Source organism: Bacteroidota bacterium, from assembly GCA_018266835.1.
Classification (GTDB): domain Bacteria; phylum Bacteroidota; class Ignavibacteria; order Tepidaquicellales; family Tepidaquicellaceae; genus JAFDZO01.
In genome coordinates this window covers 906,382-926,844 of the sequence record JAFDZP010000002.1, presented here as the reverse complement: position 1 = coordinate 926,844, position 20,463 = coordinate 906,382, and the positions used below count along the sequence as shown (strand labels likewise).

Sequence of the window (20,463 nt, the reverse complement as noted above, 5' to 3'; positions counted from 1 at the left end):
CAAGAATAAAAATGATTTCTAAAATCTTCTTAATAGGCTTAACAGCAATCCTGCTTTTGAATTCAGATTCAAAAGCTCTCCCAAACCCAATAATTTTCGTAACTCAGGTTCCGGCTGCTGGCGGTCATAATGCTATGGGCGATCCTTTTGCAAATCATCTTGGAGATATACAGAATGTAAGACGCGGCGGAGACTTATATATTCTTTACCCTGACGGGACATTAAAAAATATTACCGCTATTTGTGGATACGGTTCAACAGGCGCTAACGGATTTCAGGATCAGAATTCCATAGCCGTCAGAGAGCCCTCAGTTTCATGGGATGGTACAAAGGCGCTTTTCAGCATGATTATAGGGGCGCCTGCCTCCCTTCATCAGAATAATCATTACTACTGGCAGATTTACGAAGTTACAAATCTTGGCCAGGCTCAGACACCTGTTATAAGAAAAATAAATAATCAGCCTCTTAATTACAATAACGTCAGCCCGATTTACGGAACTAACGGCAGAATAATTTTTTCGACAGATATGCCGAGAAACGGTATGGCATTTCTTTATCCGCAATATGATGAATATCACGGTCAGCCTACAACTACAGGTTTATGGAGCTTAGACGAAAACAGCGGAGATTTATTTCAGCTTGACCACTCACCTTCAGGTGATTTTGCTCCTTTTATCGATAGTTACGGCAGAGTAATTTTTTCAAGATGGGACCATTTAAGAAGAGATGGAAACGTTGATGATGAATATGCTCATCCGGGTGTAAATAAACTTTATCCGTTTGATTTTGCAGATGAAACACAGAATGCATTAAGAACTCAGATAAGTTATGTACCGGGCAATCAGGATATTGAATCATTTCCTGAGCCGCAGTCAAGCAGAACGGATATCCTACCTCCTAACTTAACTGGACAGGAAACAAATATTTTCTTTCCGTGGAATATCAATGAGAACGGCACAAACATGGAAACAATTAATCACATCGGAAGACATGAGCTGCTTTATTTCTTCAATAAGAGTTTTACCGATGACCCTAACCTTGTCGGCATCAGCAGATTCGGTCAGGGGAATTATGTAGGTAATGTTTTACAAATCAGAGAAGACCCAAGCAATCCGGGAACATACTATGCAATCGACGCAGTCACCTCGCTTAATTTGCATGGCGCAGGTTACATTTTTAAAATGACTAATGCAGGACTTGGAGCCGGGGGGACTCCATTGAATGCAGATAACACTACTCTCTCATATGTAACACGCACTAACTTTACATTCGGCAGATATAAAAATATTCAGCCGCTCGTAAATGGAACGCTTATAGCAGCGCATTCAGATACAACTTCAGTTGAAGCAGAGATAGGGACTGTATCTGCAACTCACGATACGATTTATTCAAAATGTAAGTATTCGTTCAGACTTAAAACACTGATAGCTGAAACGGCTCCTTACTACAGAGCTAACACATTGCTAACAAGTAATATCCCAACAAAAAATATTAAGTTCTACAATCCGGATACACTGGTTGTAATGAATGCTGTCCGCTTATGGGAGCTTGACCCGTGCGAAGTTGTAGCAAGAAACGTTCCGACTACAAATCCTATTAATCCGGGAAGCCTGCCTGCACAGGAAACAACAGCAATACAGAATGCAGGACTTACTGTAACACAGGTGAAAAATTATTTAACACAGAACAATCTATCATTGATAGTCAGCCGTGATGTAACAACACGTGACGGACATGATAAGCAGCAGCCATTCAATTTAAGAGTTGTTGATACTAACGGAACACATCCCGGAAACTATGCGCAGACAATAGGAGCAAGCGGCAAAGTTTATGACATCTCTCACTTACAGATTTTTCAGGCAGACCAGGTCCGCGGATATATGGGACCGAATAATGATATAAATAATCCTTTATCGGGAAGAAGACCAATTGCTCTTCCTTTGCATGATCCTATGGCTAAAAATCCTCCGCTTCACCCCAACGAACCCCAGGGAAGCGTGAGAATTTTTCCTGACGGCTCACTCGCAGCTTTTGTGCCGTCTCGCAGGGCATTAAGCTGGCAGATGACAGATACATCGAAGAAAGGAATTGTGAGAGAGAGATTCTGGCTAACATTTCAGCCGGGAGAAATTGCAACCTGTAACTCATGTCACGGACTTAATACAGGCGACCAGTTGAATAGACCTAAGCCTACAAATGTACCGCAGGCATTAACAAGTTTATTAAATGTAATAAAGCCATCGGTAATTTTTGCAAACGAAGTAAGTTTAAAAGTAATTTTTTCAATTCAGGGATTATGGAACGGTTCAACACTTTCAAGCGATACTGTAAGAATTTATTTAAGGAGTTCTTCAGCACCATACTCGAAAATTGATTCTGTGGTAAAGGTTGTAAATTCACAGGACAATGATTCAGTATCATTCGCAAATGCTCCCGCAGGTTCTTATTATGTTTCTATAAAACATAGAAACTCATTGGAAACCTGGAGCGCATTATCGCAATCATTACCGATTGGAAATTATTCAGTAATAGATCTGACCACAGGGCAGAATGCAGCCTACGGAAATAATTTAGTCTTCTCAAACGGAGTGTGGTGTATGTATTCAGGTGATATAAACGGAGACGGAATAATTAACGGAAATGATTTTACAACGTTCAGTTCTGAATTCAGTCAGACAGGATATCTGAACTCAGATTTAAATAACGACGGTGTAGTTAACGGAAATGATTTTACATCGTTCAGTACGGGCTTTGGTCATCAGAGCCTGCACCCTTAAGATTTTGGGGATAACTATGGTAAGTACTAAACCCGGCCTTTTCTTTATTATTATCGGGGATTGAGACAAAGACCCGGGTTTAGCTTCCATTGTAACAGAAATTAAAAACTTAAAAAAAATTGCCCGATAAAAAAAGCTCAGTATGAAAAGTGTTCATTTAATTTCAGAATAATTCATCTCCCGATATGAGACAAATTAAAAAAGAAACATTTTACAATTTTTTAAATCTATCTATGTCTGTGTATTGGGCTATGTATTATTTTGAAGAGCTTGAGCAGCAAAATAAAAAGAAGAAAAAATCACTTTCAAAAAATAAAAAAATTACCGCTAAGGTAAAAATTAAAAAAGAAACAAAAAAAATTAACAGAAAAGAAAAAAGAAATGATAAATAAAATTGCCGGATATTTTCTTTTCTCCCTATGCAGTTTATTATTTTTGAATACAGTATCATTTGCCCAGATGACGTGGAATCAGGCGGGGAAGTTTAATGGTACTGCTAATACATATCTTGCAATTCCAAATTCATCCGATCTGACAAATATAGATGAAGGTATGTTTGAAATGTGGGTATGCATGACTGCTTATCCGCAGTCTTACAGTCAGTTATTAGATAAATATCAGGACTATCAGCTGGCTTACAGCAGTCATCTGTATGTAAGAACATTAAATGATGTTGGTAGTGACCCTGATCTTGCAGGTCCCTCATTAAACTTAAACAGATGGTATCATTTGGCTGTGATTTTCAGAGATACAACTATAACAGGTAATCCTACTGTGAAAATAAGAGAGATTTACGTTGACGGTGTTTTAGCCGCTTCTGATTACAGGGTTTATCCTGGTTCAGTAATAGGAACAGGAACTGACTCTCTTTTAATCGGAAGCTATGGCGGAGTGAGCGGACTAGGTTCATTTTCGGGTTACATGGATGATGTGCGGATGTGGCTTGGTCATTTCTTTCAAAGTGATGTATCAAGTAATTATAGAAATACTTTTTCAATTCAGGGCAGCAGCAACACCGCCTACAGTAAATGTAATTTAAATATCTCCTTTCAGGATATTGATAATTCCGGAACACCTTTTCTTGTTTCGGATAGATCAAAATTTGCACACACGGTAAAAAATAACGGAGTTACTGCATATGATATAGGTTCAAAACCTTCAGTTACGGTTTTTCCCAATCAAAGTATTCACCTCACAGGTTCACACGATTATCTGGCAGGACCTGACAATACGAATGTTAGTCCTACCGGCGCAATAACTATGGAGGCATGGATTTACCCGGAGAAAACATACTCAGGAGCATTTTCGGATCTGGGTACGGTTATTTGTAAGGGAGCAGTAAACGCAAACTACCGACTTTATCTTGGTTCGGGTAATTCGGTGTATGCCTCTATAAATAGTAACATAAATTTTCCTTCAGGGAATAGCGCAATTGCTCCCGCCGGGCAATGGACACATGTTGCATTTTCCTATGACGCCTCTAACGGCAGCTATAAATATTATATTAACGGAGATACAGCAGGTTCAGGTACAAACTCATTGGGAAATATTGTCAACAGCACAGACTCTATTTATATTGGACAATATGCATCAGATTACTTTTTTCAGGGATATATAGACGAAGTAAGAATTGCAGGGTATGTAAAATCTCAGTCACAAATCAATGATTTTTTATTCAAGTCTATGGATCTTGGAGACAGGCCTTCTGCATTTGATGTTGTTTGTTATAATTTTGACGGCGGAGGAGAAAATAATAACGCCACCTCTCCTAAATTATACCTTCGTAACGGCGCAGAATTTTCTTCAAGCTATGTTGCAGTTTCGAAAAATTTTCCTGTATCACCATTAGTTAAGGGAGATAATTTTAATTTTCCTTCAGCGTGGTATGTATCAAATGATAATTTCAGAATTCCTATGACAGGAACTTCCGGTTCTTCTAGATATGATACAATCAATATTCCCTACTGTATGGGAATAAGCGATGTGAATTTATTTTTAGCTGTAAACCATACTTACGAAAAAGATTTAACTGTGTATCTCATTTCACCGTCCGGGGATTCAGTAGAAATGGTAAAAGGAAATTCAATGAGACGCGGACAATATGTTACAATTTTTAATGACCAGGCAGATTCATCTATAATAAACGACAGGTTCTGTTCATTTCTTCCGCAGATAAAACCTTTTACAACAATGAATACTGCTTTCGCTAACCGAAATACAAAAGGGAACTGGAAGCTGAGAGTAAATGATGCTCTGCCAGGAGATACCGGAAGAGTTTACGGATGGGGACTTCAGTTTAATAATATTTCTTCTAAACCAAATTTAATGGGATGCAATATTACTGCAAACCAGGGAGGTTTTTGGGGAGGCTCTTCTCAAGTGCAGGATACAGTAAGGTATATTCTACACCGCGGTTCATCACCATATGATGCGCTGGATTCGGCTATTGGATATGAAAATCAGTTTGGTTACGCCACAACTTTTTTTGCCAATGCTCTTAATGGTTCTTATTATATAGAGATCCGCCACCGAAATTCTTTAGCTGTCTGGACAAAGCTTGCCCAGTCGTTCACTCAGGGAGGAACTACAACTTATAATATTCTTTCAGGGCCCAGTTCAGTTTATGGAAACGATCTGATATCAATTAATGGAAGATGGTGTATGTACAGCGGAGACATAAATCAGGACGGCGCAATTAACGGAAATGATTTCACATTGTTCAATCAGCAGTTCGGACAGAACGGTTACTTAGCTTCAGATTTAAACGGCGACGGAACAGTGAACGGAAATGATTTCACAATTTTTAATACGGGATTCGGCCATCAGACGAATCACCCTTGATAAAAAAAAACTAAGTATAATTTTTCATCTACTAATTTAAAAATAAAATAAAGACTTTAATCCCGATAATAGGATTAAGTTGGAAAATTTAAACTCAAACTTAATTAAACTAACATGAAGAAACTACTTTTACTACTAAGCCTCCTATTTGTTTTCTGCGACGGGTACAGCCAATGGAATGTGCAGTACAGAACACAAATTCTTAAACAAGGTCCCGACACTCTGAAAGTCTCCCTTCAGGTCAGATGGACTGGGGCAGGCGGTTCCGATTTTACAATTAACCAGGGCACCATCAGAGTAAGATGGTCTGCTGCAAGCTTTGGTAATATCAGAAGTCTTTCTGCTATTGGTCAGTGCGTTGTATTCACAGGTCCAACAAACGGAACAGGATACACATCATCTATCAGACAAAAAACAGCGGTAACATCAGATAGCGCATACGTTATTTCACCGTTAGCGTTATCATCGGCAGTAAACTCGAATGGATGGAATACTCCTGCAGAACTTATCGGCTCAGGCGATGCGGATAGCGGATTTGTTGTAACGAACGCTTACAGAGAAATTGCTCAGTTAAAATGGCTCGTATTAAATGCAAACGGTACTGCGCAAATTACAATTGATAATGCTGCATCAGGATTTTTAACAGCAGGAAGATTTGATAATATGAGAAACTGTCCTTCAGCAAACGCAACTAACTTTGCATCAGGAAATCTTTTAACAGATGATTCACAGACTTCTAATACTACTCCGTTGCCTGTTGAACTTTCATCGTTCGTATCTAATGTTAACAGAAATATTGTAACGCTTAACTGGACTACTGCAAGCGAACAGAATAACAAAGGATTTTCTGTTGAAAGAACAAAATCAGGAAACGAACTACAATGGAGTGAAGTAAAATTTGTAAACGGAGCAGGGACTTCAAACACAGCTACTAATTATTCTTTTGAAGATAAGAATCTACAAACTGCAAAATATAAATACAGATTGAAGCAGGTTGATTTCAACGGTAATTACAAATATTATGACCTTGCTAACGAAGTTGAAGTCGGCGTGCCAAATAAATTTGAAATTAGTCAGAATTATCCTAACCCTTTCAACCCGACAACTAAAATAAATTTTGCTCTTCCAATTGATTCTAAAGTTATGTTAAAAGTATATGATATGACGGGAAGAGAAGTCTCAAGTCTGCTAAACGGCGAACTTAAGCCGGCGGGGTATTACACAATTGATTTTAACGGCACAGGATTTGCGAGTGGATTGTATATCTACCGAATCCAGACCGACAACGAATCAGTCAGTAAAAAAATGGTTTTGGTAAAATAATTTATTTAACCGATAGCGGACGTACGAGAATTGCGTCCGCTATTATTTATTAAATTTTTAATCCAATATACCCCGCAATGAAAATTAATTTAGAACAGTATGACTACAGTAAAAAAAGTTTGAAAGAAATAAAATTTTTGAAAGAAAAAATTTTAATCACTGTAGGATTTGCATTCCTTATATTTGTTCTGATATTCACTCACTAAAATTCTACATTACATATTAGGAAGACCTTAATTACTTTCTAAAAAACTCCGGCATTGGCTTCCAAAATTTTTACAAGAACAGTATGGATTCTCTGCTTTGTCAGTTTGTTCAATGATATAGCCAGTGAAATGCTGTATCCAATTCTCCCTGTTTATCTTAAAAATATCGGCTTCTCCATTTTTCTTATCGGACTTCTTGAAGGTCTTGCAGATGTTACCAGCGGACTAAGCAAAGGATATTTCGGTAAACTCTCCGATGCATCAGGTAAAAGATTAATATTTATTCAGAGCGGTTATTTCCTCAGCGCAATTACAAAACCAATGTTTGCGCTTTTTGTGCATCCTGTGTGGATTTTCTTTGCGCGTACATTCGATAGATTCGGAAAGGGATTAAGAACTTCTGCGCGTGATGCAATGCTCTCTGCTGAGACAACTAAAGAGAATAAAGGTAAAGTGTTCGGTCTTCACAGAGCAATGGATACAGTGGGTGCTTTTATAGGTCCCATATTTGCGCTTGTATATATTTATTACAGGCCCGATGATTACCAGACAATGTTTTTTATTGCATTCATTCCTGGAATGATTGGGCTGCTTCTTACTTTTTTAATAAAAGAAAAGAAGATGCCTCCGCCGGCTGAGAAACCAAGTTATAATTTTCTTGCATTTTTAAAGTACTGGAAGAACTCTCCCGCTGAATATAAAAAAATAGTAATCGGATTTTTATTTTTTGCTTTGATGAACAGTTCCGATATTTTTTTATTGCTGAAAATAAAATCAATGGGCTATAACGATACGTATGTTATCGGAGCTTATATATTTTATAATTTTATATTTGCAATTGCTTCATATCCCATAGGAATACTGGCAGATAAATTAGGGATGAAAAAAGTTTTTATCGGCGGGTTATTTTTATTCGCGCTTGTGTACTTTATGATGTCGCTGGAACTTAGTTTCATATTTATTGTTATAGTATTTATAATCTACGGAGTTTTTGCTGCATCTTCGGAAGGAATTTCGAAGGCATGGATAACCAACCTTGTTCCACAAAATCAAACCGGTACCGCTTTAGGATTCTTTCTTTCTTTTAATAGTATATTCACGATGCTGGCAAGCGCTCTTGCAGGATTTTTATGGAGCAGCTTTACACCCGGATTAACGTTTGCAGTTTCTGCAGCCGGCGCTCTTATAATAGCAGTTTATTTCGGATTTCTGCGAATTAAGGAAATTGAGGCTTGATGTAATTTATCCCTTGAAATTATTAACGTTTTGTGATAGTTTTAACCTAACATCAATTAACTCATCTATTACTTTCTTACTTATTAAATTTTAAGATTTGTTAATCGCCCTATAAAAAATCTATTTTATAATTTTATAAATATTTACCCCATCATTTTAATCCCGCTAAAGGATATTCAAAACTAACCAATGGATACGAAAACAACAGACACAAGAACTAAACCCGCATCTTCTTCAAATGGATTTACGCCTGATGCAAAATCTAAAAATGTTACTGACTTAAAATCAAAAAAAGTTGCTGAACTTATCGAGATTGCTAAAGGACTCGGAGTGGCAGGTTACAGCGACCTCAAAAAGCAGGAACTGATTTTTAAAATAATCGAAGCACAAACAAAGAACGACGGATTTGCCTATGCAGTGGGAGTACTTGAAGTGCTTCCCGACGGATACGGATTTTTACGCTCAGTAGATTATAACTATCTTCCTTCACCAGACGATATTTACGTTTCTCCATCACAGATAAAGAAATTTTTATTAAGAACCGGTGATACAGTCAGCGGCCAGGTTCGTCCTCCTAAAGAAGGCGAAAGATTTTTTGCTCTTCTTAAAGTAGAAGCAGTAAACTTCGAGAGCCCTGATACAATAAGAGACAGAATTTTATTTGATAACCTCACACCTTTATATCCTAACGAAAAATTAAATCTTGAAACTGCTCCCGGTGAATACGGAATGAGAATAATGGATTTATTTACTCCTATAGGAAAAGGTCAAAGAGGTCTTATCGTTTCACCACCGAAAAGCGGTAAAACAATTTTGCTGCAAACGATTGCAAACAGCATAACAAAAAATCATCCTGAAGTTCACCTTATAGTTTTACTTATTGATGAAAGACCTGAAGAAGTAACGGATATGGAACGCCACGTTAATGCTGAAGTAATTAGCTCAACATTCGACGAACCACCGGAAAGACACGTTCAGGTTTCTGAAATCGTTCTGCAAAAAGCAAAAAGACTTATCGAAGCAAAGAAAGATGTTGTAATACTTCTTGATAGTATTACCCGTCTTGCAAGAGCTCACAACACAGTTATTCCGCACAGCGGAAAGATATTATCGGGCGGTGTGGATGCAAACGCATTACATAAGCCAAAAAGATTCTTCGGCGCTGCAAGAAACATTGATGAAGGCGGCAGCTTAACAATTATTGCTACTGCGCTTATCGAAACAGGCAGCAGAATGGACGAAGTTATCTTTGAAGAATTCAAAGGAACAGGTAATATGGAAATTGTATTGGATAGAAGACTATCCGATAGAAGAGTATTCCCTGCAATCGATTTGAATAAATCGGGAACAAGAAAAGAAGAACTTCTTATGACAAGCGAAACTCTTACAAGAGTATGGCTCTTAAGAAAGTTATTATCTGAATATAACCCTGTTGAAGCAATGGAATTCCTTCTCGAGAAAATGAGAGGAACAAAATCAAACAAAGAATTCCTCGCTTCAATGAATTCTTAACAGGATTTATTATCTCTTTCTAAAAAGCAAAGAGACAAAAAAATCGTTCTCTAAAATAAAGAAGGTTTGCACAAAACCTCAATACTATGATTTTTAACAATTTTTACTTATCACAATCTGATTTGATGATTTGAACTAACACGACTTACGATGAAAAAAGAAATATTAATTAATGCGACATCTGATGAGACAAGGATAGCGATAACGGAAGACGGCAGAATAGCCGAACTTTTTTTAGAAACACCGGAAACAGAAAGAAATGTAGGTGATATTTACCTAGGCAAGACAGGAAAAGTAATACCCGGAATAAGGGCTGCTTTTATTGATTTGGGGTTTCCGCAGGACGCTTTCCTTCATTTTTCAGATATCAGCGATTCGCTTGACGAATACTCTTCCATTATCGGAGATGACTCCGACTTCGACGACGAAGACGATGATGAAGAAGAGGAACAAAAGCCGGCAGATAACAAAAGCAACGGTAACCGTGCAAACGGTAACAGGTCAAACGATCATCGCAACGGAAACAGACATTCACAAAAAGAAATTAATCTCGAACGCGGTCAGGATATTGTCGTTCAGATTACCAAGGAACCCGTTGGTAAGAAGGGCTTCCGTGTAACTTCCAAAGTTTCAATACCGGGAAGATATCTTGTTCTTATGCCTTTCGGCAGCCGCATAGGTATATCTAAAAAGATATTTAACTCAAAAGAGAAAAGAAGACTCAGGTCACTAGTAAGGTCTGCACTCCCTAAAGGATTTGGAATCATCATCCGCACAGTTGCTCAGGGTAATGAGGATAAACTTATCCTTGATGATTTAAACAATCTCATCAATACCTGGAATGAAATTTCCGCAAAGCTAAAAACAGAAAAACCACCGACGCTTCTTTATAAAGATGCTTCAACACTAAACTCTGTAATTCGTGATTTATTCCGCGAAGATGTTAACAAAGTTATTGTTGATTCCAAAAAACTTCACAGGGAAATAGTTACTTACCTTGAAGAAACTTCACCTGAATTTTTGCCGAGAGTACAGCTATACAGCGGCAATCAGCCTTTGTTTGATTCCTACAATGTAGAGAAGCAGATACAGGAAACCATGCGCAGGAAAGTCTGGCTAAAAAACGGCGGCTATATAATTATAGAAGCCACTGAAGCGATGACAGTTGTTGATGTTAACAGCGGCAAGTATGCGAAGTCGAAAGACCAGGAAGTGAACTCACTTGCAACAAACATCGAAGCTGCAAATGAAATTGTACGCCAGGTAAGATTAAGAGATATCGGTGGAATTATCGTAATCGATTTTATCGACCTTTACGATGACAGAAATAAAAAGAAACTTTATGAAGAAGTCAGAAAAGAATTCAGAAAGGACAGAGCAAAAGTAACTGTTCTTCCTTTAAGTGATTTCGGACTTTGCCAGATAACCAGACAAAGAATCCGCCAGACAATCATTCACTCTGTATCGGATACATGTATGATGTGTAAAGGTTCGGGAAGAATTTCTTCACGCGCAGGATTCTTAACGCGTCTTGAAAGAATATTGCAGCGCTATAAAGGCGGTGATAACGGATTCTTCATTACATTAAAAGTAAATCCTTATCTGAAAACTTATCTTGAATCAGGCTGGTTCAGCAAAGTAAGAAGAATGTCACTCAAGTATTTTATAAAGATAAAGCTTGAAGCAGATGAATCACTTGCATTCGATGATATAAAAATCATTTCAAAAAAACATAACAATAAGGACGTAACAGAAGAGTACGACCAATAGATTTTTGATCTCGTTACGAAGCTCCCGCTTCGTAACGCAATAATCGTCAAAGGCTTATCAATTTTATTATTGATAAGCCTTTTTGTTTTATTTAAGTTGATAAACTATATGAAGAGTAAAACAATATTTTATATACTGGCATTTTGTTTTGCAATTAGACTTTATCACATTGCTTTTCCGGTATCGGGCTGGCATGCGTGGCGACAGGCAGATACCGCTGCAATAGCAAAGAATTTTTATGAAGAAGGTCATAATATTTTATATCCGCAAATTGACTGGCGCGGAACAACTCCCGGCTATGTTGAATCCGAGTTTCATATATATCCCTATATAATTTCACTTATCTATAATTTTACAGGAGTAAATGATGCAGTCGGCAGAATACTTTCTGTTATAACTTCTTTATTTTTACTTTACGGAATTTATTTACTGGTCAGAAAATTTATTTCAGAGAATGCAGGGCTCTGGTCTGCATTGATATACGGAATCATTCCGCTTAATATTTATTTCAATCGTGCCGTAATGCCTGAGACAACATTCCTTATGTGCTCTGTTTACGGAATATATTTTTTTTCAGAGTGGATTGATAAAGAGAACTGGAAATATTTTATATATGCGTATTTGTTTGTTGTGTTTGCAGTGCTGATTAAAATTCCATGTCTCTATCTCGGTTTCCCGTTATTGTTTTTAGCTTACACAAAATATAAATGGAAATTATTTGTTAACTGGAAGTTACTGCTTCTGGTTGTTATGATTTTTATACCGGTTATACTCTGGTATTACCATGCAAACCAGCTGTTAAAAGAAACGGGTTTAACATTTGGTGTGTGGGATTCAAAAGATAAATGGTCAAACCTTAATATAATCCTTAGCTTTAAATTTTATAACGATGTATTTTTTAAAAGCATAGCTGAAAGACATTTCACTTATGCAGCATTCATTCCTTTTGTAATGGGTTTATTTATTAAAAGAAAAAATTTCCGGGAGAGATTGTTCGATGTATGGCTGCTAAGCATAGTGCTTTATATCCTGCTTCTTGCAAAGGGAAATCAGGTCCACGAATATTATCAACTGCCGTTTATACTTCCGGCAGCAGTATTTGCAGGAAAGGCATTTGCTAAATACTTTCCTATAAAACTTTCTGATTTTTCATCACAGGAAAATAAAAACTGGCTTTCGTATGTATTCATTTTATTTTTTGTTTTTACGCTTATACTAAGCTTTTTACGCATTAGTAATTTTTATAAGAACGAGGATATAGATTCGCCGTTATTTAAAATGTCTGAAGAAATAAAAAAATCATCTGATAAGAACGATCTGATTATAACAGTATGCAATGGCGACCCGCTGTTTTTGTACAGGGCTGATAGAAAAGGCTGGGCTGTAAATCCCGATAAGATTAACTCTGAAAATATCAGAGACAAAAAAAATAATGGAGCTAAAATTATTTCAGGTGAAAAATCTGTTCTTGAAAATGATGAAGAAAAAAAGAATTTTGAAGAATTAAAAAAACAATATAAAGTCATTGCTGATAACGTTGACTATTTCATTCTGAAATTAAATTGAATTTATAAGTGAATAAAGTAAAACCAATCTTCAGAATTTTTGATTATAAAAAAGCTGTTGAGTTCTATGTTGATTTTCTCGGATTTAAAATTGACTGGGAAAATCGCGGAGACGATGGTAACGCTCCCGTATATATGCAGGTCTCCAGAGAATATGTAACATTACATTTATCAGAACATCACGGAGATGCTTGTCCTGGCTCACAAGTTTTTGTCGAGCTAAACGATGTGAGAACGTATAATAAGGAATTGCTCGATAAGAAATATAAATACAATCGTCCGGGTGTTGATGAAACTCCATGGAATTCACTGGAAATGAGAGTACATGACCCGTTCGGAAACAGAATTTCATTCAATCAATATCTCGATAGCAGGAATGAAGAGTAAGTTATTTTTGGAAATAATTTTTACCCCTAATATTATTAAAGTTTTCGTAAGGTAATTGTAAATTTCTTAATTCTCCCCATAATTTTGAATCAATTGTAAATATCATGGTCTTTTTTTGTTTGGCTATTTCTATAATCCCTGTATCTGTTATACCAAAAGATTCAAAATACTTAGAATTTATCAATTGGTTTTTTTCCTGATTTATTTGTTCAAATCCTTGCAAGGTTGAGACAACTCTTTTTAATAAACCTGGAAATTTCTTAATATTACCTTGAAATAAAAAATTTGAAGTTTCGGTGAGTATGTGTGGAGTTGTAATAAAATTATTATATCGTTTAAGAGAGTTTTTTAATATAAAGTAATCATTATTAACAAAATGGTTGCTTAATCTTGATACCTTCTCAATTAAACTTTGATCATATAGTCCTGTTAAATAAAGGAACAGCAAGTTTGTATCTAGAAGAACAGATTTTATATTTTCATAACTCATTAAGCTATCTTTCGCGTCTTCATTGATTCCACTTCACCGGTTTGAGTATTAACTTTAAAAATTTTAAATATACGGTGTGGATTGTATTTTATATCCTGAATTTTAGTCCCAAGAACTTTCATTACATCTGTTAAACCGAGTGCACCTTGTTTTGTAGGTAAAAAGGGATCGAAACTAAGAGTAACATTCCAAAACAATCTATCTCTTGAAAGCTCGACTTCTTCTAACAATAAATTTTTTACATCAGAATATTTAGGGAAACTTTTCAATTCTTTCATTGCAAGAATTGATGCTTTTTTAGCAGTAATTCTAATTTTATTTTTTATTTCGCTGGATGTTTTCATATAAAAAATTACAAAAATTATTAATTAAAATATAGAGAATTTTTAGAAGAATGCTCTTACTTCCGCTCTTCCTGTATGCACAACTTTTCTGTCGCCTTCTATTCTGCCGTCGTAATTGAATGATGCCTGAATATTTTTGCTGATGCTGTAGTCAAATATTCCTCGCCAGAAATAACTCTTGCCGTCAACTTTTCCGTTAGTTAGCTCAAACGGAATTGTAATTTGCGAATTGGATAATCTTATCTCATCTCTTTCCAGCTCAACTCTCACTCTGCCGAGTGTAGCAAAGGAATAAATCACTCTGAATATCTGCTGATTTATATCTGCGCTGTTAGAAGGTGTCGGATAAAAATCATCTGCCCGAGTAAAGTTAAGCGTAAAGCCGCTTTCAATAACCTGTATAGGCCTGTAAGAAAAATCAAAGTTAATTCCGTCTGAAATAATATTCCGGTTACGCACCGATGAAACAGGAGCGATGTTTCTGTCAGTCTTATTCAGATACTCAACATTTGTTGTTACATCTTTCGTTAAACCGACTTTAAGTTTTGCCGAGCGCTGAATATTCAATAATCTTTCGTTACCGCTTGTATACTGAGTAAAACCTTTCTGCTGAATGTATCTTAGCTTAAGTGAATACTCGGGATTGAACTCAAAGAAATTCACGTCCTGCTGGAAGACCTGCGTACCTGCAAGAGTATTGCTGTCGTTTAAAAATGTGCTTGTGCGCAGAAAGTATAAGTCTGAAGTATTTGAGTTTTTACTCTTCTCATCAATTCTGTAATACGATTCAAGTGATAAATTATTTATAACATCTCCGAAAAAGTTATTGCTGTTAAGAGATAAAAATCTTGAAGGTCGTATTAATAATCTTGCAGAAGTTTTTACATCTACAATAGGGAAGAGCTGGTCAGTCGGCAGATTTATTTTTACATAGTCACCATCGTTGTTTGTTGCAAGCTGAAATTCATTTTCATCCTGAATTCCGTTGCTGTTTAAATCTCCAAGGTAAACATAGTTCCCTTGTCCTACCGGTACTTTTACAAATAATTTTTCTATCTTTGCAGTTCTTTCACTGGAAATATTATAGAGTAAATCCGTTTGTATCCCTGAATTGAACGGGTCAATTCTCATTAATGAGTTTACTAATATCGTCTGATTATCGGCGTTTCCTTTATCAATATATGCCTGTGAATATTTTTTATCTCTTATAGATATATCGAATGAAGAAGATAGCCATTGCAGCCCGTTGTATTTCAATCCGTAAATCTGAGTGTAAGTTTTTGATTCGTTCTGCATCACTCCCAAATCGGTTAAATCATCATTGCGGAAATTATACTCTGCATACAAACTTAAGTTATGAAAATTATTAATTCCTATGTGCGGCTTAACTTCATTGAATGCAAAGCTTCCGAATTTTACACTGTCTCCGAATACCCGGCTGAACGCATCGTTCCTGTTTTCACCCTGATACGTTACCTTGAACTCCAGATTAGTGAAATTATCTTTCTGCAGATGGAGATTTTTAAAATAACTGATTGAAGCATTTTGCTTAATCCATCTGCTGGTAGAATTATCTATATAATAATCCGAGTTTACGATATCCACATTGTAAGTTATTTCCGGAAGTCTCAACGAATCATCTCTGAAAGCAAAACCTGCATTAGTGCGGAATGCATTGAAGAAATCTCCGCGTTTAAGCTGGCCGAACAAACCCTTTATTTCAAAATTTTTAGTGGGCTGAATGTTTAATCTTCCTTCACGGAGCTCTTCAGTTGCTATGGATGAATCCTGAATATCATAAGTGCGTGTGAACTCAACTGAATTTATTCTATCCAATGAAGTAAATGATTCATTCACATATCTTTCTTTGAATGCAAATTCCAGACTATGGAAATTCATTCCAAAAATATTTGCTTTTTCTTTCCTGAAGCCGACCTCTCCAAGTATTGCAGTACCTTTCGTATCGATGAACGGGTCAACCGATAATTTATTCCGGTTCAATAAAGAGTACGCTGACTCAACATTTATATAAAATTCTTTTTTGGGAGAAGAAAAATAAGTTAAGTTCAGATCACCCATCTGATATGCTGTGGGAATTGGAATAAAAACTATCGGAGCAAAGTTTCCCTGATTAACACCAACGAAAGTATACTCGTAAATTGTTTTCTTTATGTAGTCTCCGAGCCCGTTTCCTACGAGTGAAAAAGCAACGTTGTAAAGTGCATCGGGATTACCCGGAGCGTATCTATAAACTGTATCGCGCACACCATTTACCAATGTATCAACAAGAATATATAATCCCTTACTGTTGCCGAGTGAATCGACTCCTGCATAAGTGACGCCTGACTTAGTTGCTTTGTTTTTATCAGCCCCTGCCTGTGAAAGTATCTGCCTGTCGCTATCGGTCAGATCAAAATCTATGGTTTTGTTTTCGTTGTCATTCTCATTTATATAGGAAGCTTTGAGAAAAATTTTATCGTCGAGAAAATTCCATTGGTTTCTGCCTGAAATAAGTGAACGTGAATATTTCCTGTCGGAGTATTCAAAGTCCACTGTAATACGCGTAGCATTGGTAATAATTCTTCTGCTTGTAAAAGTAATTTCACCTATGCCGTAATCGATTGTATAATCTGCCTGGTCGCCGCGCACCATTGCAATTCCGTCTATGTAAACTCTTTCCGAACCTGAGAGTACAAGAATATTCGTCTCGTTTTCTTTGCCGATGAGTCTGTAAGGTCCCTGAACTCCGTCAATACCGTTGAATTTATTCGTATTGAACTTTCCTCTGCTTATCGCGCCTGTAAGCTGAATGTCTCCGAGTCCGTAATCGAGATATCCTTTAACACCTTGGATTTTTCGAGTAAAATTTGCGAACTCAGTATTGGTAAAATCCACATTGATATCGCCAAGCGTTCCAGTTACATTTTTGCTTCGCAGTTCAATGAAGACTTTATCAAGCTCCTGTAATTTTTGTGTATTGCCTTCGGGCTGTATAGGAGTATTTTCATCAGTAAGTGCAGCAACGATTTCTATATCATTGGAAAGTTTTCCGTTAAGCTGCAAGCGAAAGCCGGAGTTTAAGCTTAGGTCACGATTTGAACCGACTGTAAATCCGCGAAACAAACTACCTGATTTTTCCAAATCGGTTCCTTCAAATAAGCTTTCGACAAAATCTTTTTTCTGTGTTGCTATCTGAATTGTATCACCTGTTACTGAGTCACGTACATTTGTAAATTCAAAATTGGAATATTCATCTTTGAAATTGTAAGGGAAGATATCGTACTCGACTTTTAAATCATAAACCCTGAAAGTATCAAGCGCGTATTTCTTAAAAAGATTTTTGTTTAGTAAAACGGTTCCTTCACGAAAATTAAAAGTGTAGTCGTCGGAAGGTTTTAAAATAATTTTGTCATCTAAAGTGAGTATATCGGAAAATTGAATAAGAAACTTATTGCCGGTATTGATAAGCGTATCCTGAAAGGTGACCTTTGCGTTATAAACTTTATTATTGTTATTTTGCTGAGCAAAAGCCGGTGAGAGGCACAGCAAGGTGAATAATATTATAGTGAATCGCTTTACGGGCATTTTAAGAAAATATTCAATGATTGTTTACCTTTCAATACATTACTTTGTATTTTGTTCCAAAATCGCAATTTTACAGATTAACTTAGGTTAAAGAAATGGATTGAATAATTTTGAAATAATCGGTAAATTATTTCTTGTCAAAAAAATAACCTTATTTAAATGCCATTAAGACATAAATCCGCTCAGAAAAGAGCAAGACAGACGGTAAAAAGAACTGATAAGAACAAAAAAGTAAAAGCTCTTATTAAAGGTTCAACAAAAAGAGTTGTAACCTCAAAAGATAAGACTGCAGCTATTGAAGAATTAAAGAAAACAGTAGCTATTTTAGATAGAGCAGCAGTAAAAGGCGTTATTCACAAGAATAAAGCTGCAAATGCGAAATCTAAACTTGCAAAGCGCGTAAACAAATTAGCATAATTTTTATTTTATAAATAGAAAATGCCTCGATATATTTATATTGAGGCATTTTTGTTTTTAAAAATTATTCTATATTTATTTTAGCTTTTTAAGAATGCTATGTTGTGCTCTAAAAATATTTTAAGAGCATTTACAAATTCAGTCCAGCCGCCATTATTTGCAAGAGCGCTTTTTATTCCCTGTTCATCATTATACCATCCTCTTTCTTTTATTTTCAAACGAGTATAAGATTTCATATCTTCCAGAATAAATTCCGTCGTTACTTTATATTCCGCTTTGTAAGCATTCCACTCAAAAACAATTTTTTCGTTCGGGTAAATTTCCAGCACGTTTATTAATGCGCCTTCATCTCCCCATATCCATATCACTTCACCGCCTTTATCTAAATCCCTCTGCGCATCCGTTGTAAAATATTTTTTTACCAGGTCTGCTTTGCAGATATGTTCCCATACCGTCTGCACATCTTTTTTAATTGTTGTGCCGACTGTAAAACTGATTGTACCTTCCCCCAATTTTTCATGTAACTTGTTGTAAGTTGGACTGCTCATTATATATATTAGATTGAAAAATTGTACTGCTTTAAATTACAAAATTAATTTATAAACGCTATTACTTCTATTTCTACCTTTGCATCTTTCGGAAGACGCGCAACTTCCACTGTGCTTCTTGCAGGAAGAACCTTTCCGAAAAATTCGTCATACACTTCATTCATCTGAGCAAAGTCATTCATATCTTTTAAGAACACCGTTGTCTTCACAACGTTAAATAAAGATGAGCCGCCTGCCTGTAAAATTTTTCTTAAGTTCTCTATTACAATTCTTGTCTGCTCTTTTATATCTTCAGTTGCAATTACTCCGTGCTCGTTAAGTGCTACCTGGCCGGATGTAAATATTAATCTTCTGAAATTTACTGCCTGAGAATATGGTCCGATTGGTTTCGGAGCGCCTTCTGTATTTATTATTCTTTGCATAAGAGTTGGGTTAATTTGTTGGATGAATTTTTTTAATTAATAGTACTAATTACATTTATCAATTATTCTCTCTAAATCGTCATCGCTGTAATACTCAATTATAATTTCACCGGAATTATTTTTCTTTGTGTTAACTTTTACGCGTGTTCCGAAAAATCTCATCAGTTTTGTTTCTATATCTTTTATATATGAATCACTGAAATCTATCTTTGCAGTTTTTCTTTTTCCTTTAGGTTTTATATCGCCTTTGGTGAGGTCTTCAAGTTTTCTTACCGATAAATTCTCTTCAATAGTTTTTCTCCATAGAAGTTTTTGTTCATCGGGATTTTCAAGTCTTAGCAAAATTCTTGCATGCCCTTCACTGATTTTATTATCCCTTAAAGAAACTTTTACTTCGGGAGTAAGCTTCTGCAGCCTTAAATAATTTGCTACAGCCGCTCTGCTTTTTGAAACTCTTTTTGCAACATCTTCCTGAGTTAAATTATAGTCATCAAGCAATTTCTGATACGTATCGGATAATTCCATTGCGTTAAGATCATCTCTCTGAATATTTTCAATCAATGCAAGCTCAAGCATGTTCTGGTCTGAGTCAACCGGTCTTTCATAAACATAGGCAGGGATTTTTTTCAGTCCTGCTTTCATTGTTGCTCTTAATCTTCTTTCACCGGAAATTAATTCATAGCCCGTCATGTCCTTAGTGCGGCGGACGGTTATCGGCTGAATAATTCCGTTAGTTTTTATTGACTCTGAAAGCTCTTCAAGTTTCTCTTCATTGAAATTAACACGGGGCTGCAAAGGATTTACCTTAATCTTCTCCAGTTCAATTTCCATCACGGATGATTTATTATCACCGCCATCGGGCTTTATATTCGGGTCAATATTTCTCTCGGTAAATAAGGCAGATAGTCCTTTTCCCAATCCTGTATTTCTTTCCATAAGATAACTTTTTTGTATTACGTGTAAATTAAATTTTTATTTTTAATTGCCAAGCGTTTTAGGGCAAGTACAGATTTGGCTAAAGCCTATTTTTAGTTTTGTTT

General features: G+C 36.1%; 16 protein-coding genes. 10 read left to right on the top strand and 6 right to left on the bottom strand.

The window, feature by feature from the left end:
- Nucleotides 1-11: 11 nt before the first annotated feature.
- The 9 genes from JST55_05865 (at nucleotide 12) to JST55_05825 (ending at nucleotide 13,617) form a co-directional block, all read left to right on the top strand.
- Nucleotides 12-2,777 carry a hypothetical protein gene (locus tag JST55_05865; GenBank protein MBS1493012.1) on the top strand — a complete coding sequence of 922 codons (2,766 nt, stop codon included), beginning with the start codon at nucleotides 12-14 and terminating at the stop codon, nucleotides 2,775-2,777.
- A 185-nt stretch (nucleotides 2,778-2,962) separates the two neighbouring features.
- Nucleotides 2,963-3,169 (top strand): hypothetical protein, encoded by a 207-nt coding sequence (locus JST55_05860; GenBank protein MBS1493011.1) that lies wholly within the window; start codon nucleotides 2,963-2,965, stop codon nucleotides 3,167-3,169.
- Nucleotides 3,159-5,618: a proprotein convertase P-domain-containing protein gene (locus JST55_05855; protein MBS1493010.1), complete on the top strand. Its 2,460-nt coding sequence runs from the start codon at nucleotides 3,159-3,161 to the stop codon at nucleotides 5,616-5,618. Before JST55_05860 ends, JST55_05855 begins: the two co-directional genes overlap by 11 nt.
- A 114-nt stretch (nucleotides 5,619-5,732) precedes the next feature.
- Nucleotides 5,733-6,941 carry a T9SS type A sorting domain-containing protein gene (locus JST55_05850; GenBank protein ID MBS1493009.1) on the top strand — a complete coding sequence of 403 codons (1,209 nt, stop codon included), beginning with the start codon at nucleotides 5,733-5,735 and terminating at the stop codon, nucleotides 6,939-6,941.
- 335 nt (nucleotides 6,942-7,276) lie between these two features.
- Entirely contained in the window at nucleotides 7,277-8,383 is a 1,107-nt protein-coding gene (locus JST55_05845) for an MFS transporter (protein MBS1493008.1), read from the top strand.
- Nucleotides 8,384-8,572: 189 nt separating this feature from the next.
- Complete coding sequence (gene rho / locus JST55_05840) at nucleotides 8,573-9,895, top strand: transcription termination factor Rho (GenBank protein ID MBS1493007.1); 1,323 nt, start codon at nucleotides 8,573-8,575, stop codon at nucleotides 9,893-9,895.
- Nucleotides 9,896-10,045: 150 nt separating this feature from the next.
- Nucleotides 10,046-11,665 carry an Rne/Rng family ribonuclease gene (locus tag JST55_05835; GenBank protein MBS1493006.1) on the top strand — a complete coding sequence of 540 codons (1,620 nt, stop codon included), beginning with the start codon at nucleotides 10,046-10,048 and terminating at the stop codon, nucleotides 11,663-11,665.
- Between the two features lie 108 nt (nucleotides 11,666-11,773).
- Nucleotides 11,774-13,231 carry a glycosyltransferase family 39 protein gene (locus JST55_05830; GenBank protein MBS1493005.1) on the top strand — a complete coding sequence of 486 codons (1,458 nt, stop codon included), beginning with the start codon at nucleotides 11,774-11,776 and terminating at the stop codon, nucleotides 13,229-13,231.
- Nucleotides 13,232-13,239: 8 nt separating this feature from the next.
- Complete coding sequence (locus tag JST55_05825; GenBank protein ID MBS1493004.1) at nucleotides 13,240-13,617, top strand: VOC family protein; 378 nt, start codon at nucleotides 13,240-13,242, stop codon at nucleotides 13,615-13,617.
- Between the two features lies 1 nt (nucleotide 13,618).
- On the opposite strand, the gene JST55_05820 is transcribed toward JST55_05825, so the two are convergent.
- Genes JST55_05820 through JST55_05810 form a run of 3 tightly spaced genes read right to left on the bottom strand, consistent with a single transcriptional unit; the run spans nucleotide 13,619 to nucleotide 18,036 of the window.
- Nucleotides 13,619-14,107, bottom strand: coding sequence for a hypothetical protein (locus JST55_05820; protein ID MBS1493003.1), 489 nt, complete (start codon nucleotides 14,105-14,107; stop codon nucleotides 13,619-13,621).
- Nucleotides 14,107-14,451: a hypothetical protein gene (locus JST55_05815; GenBank protein MBS1493002.1), complete on the bottom strand. Its 345-nt coding sequence runs from the start codon at nucleotides 14,449-14,451 to the stop codon at nucleotides 14,107-14,109. Before JST55_05815 ends, JST55_05820 begins: the two co-directional genes overlap by 1 nt.
- A 42-nt stretch (nucleotides 14,452-14,493) precedes the next feature.
- Entirely contained in the window at nucleotides 14,494-18,036 is a 3,543-nt protein-coding gene (locus tag JST55_05810; protein MBS1493001.1) for a hypothetical protein, read from the bottom strand.
- A gap of 159 nt (nucleotides 18,037-18,195) precedes the next feature.
- Here JST55_05810 and rpsT point away from each other — a divergent pair, with 159 nt between their 5' ends.
- On the top strand, nucleotides 18,196-18,453 hold the full coding sequence (gene rpsT / locus JST55_05805) for a 30S ribosomal protein S20 (protein MBS1493000.1): 258 nt from the start codon (nucleotides 18,196-18,198) through the stop codon (nucleotides 18,451-18,453).
- An 80-nt stretch (nucleotides 18,454-18,533) separates the two neighbouring features.
- Here rpsT and JST55_05800 read toward each other — a convergent pair whose 3' ends face one another.
- From JST55_05800 to JST55_05790, 3 genes are read right to left on the bottom strand one after another with little or no spacing between them, the layout of a single operon-like run.
- The gene (locus JST55_05800) at nucleotides 18,534-19,001 is read right to left on the bottom strand and encodes an SRPBCC domain-containing protein (GenBank protein MBS1492999.1); all 468 of its coding nucleotides are present in this window, start codon (nucleotides 18,999-19,001) and stop codon (nucleotides 18,534-18,536) included.
- A gap of 44 nt (nucleotides 19,002-19,045) precedes the next feature.
- A complete protein-coding gene (locus JST55_05795; protein ID MBS1492998.1) occupies nucleotides 19,046-19,423 on the bottom strand; it encodes a RidA family protein in 378 nt (125 codons plus the stop codon).
- A gap of 45 nt (nucleotides 19,424-19,468) precedes the next feature.
- Entirely contained in the window at nucleotides 19,469-20,359 is an 891-nt protein-coding gene (locus JST55_05790) for a ParB/RepB/Spo0J family partition protein (protein MBS1492997.1), read from the bottom strand.
- Nucleotides 20,360-20,463 lie beyond the last annotated feature (104 nt).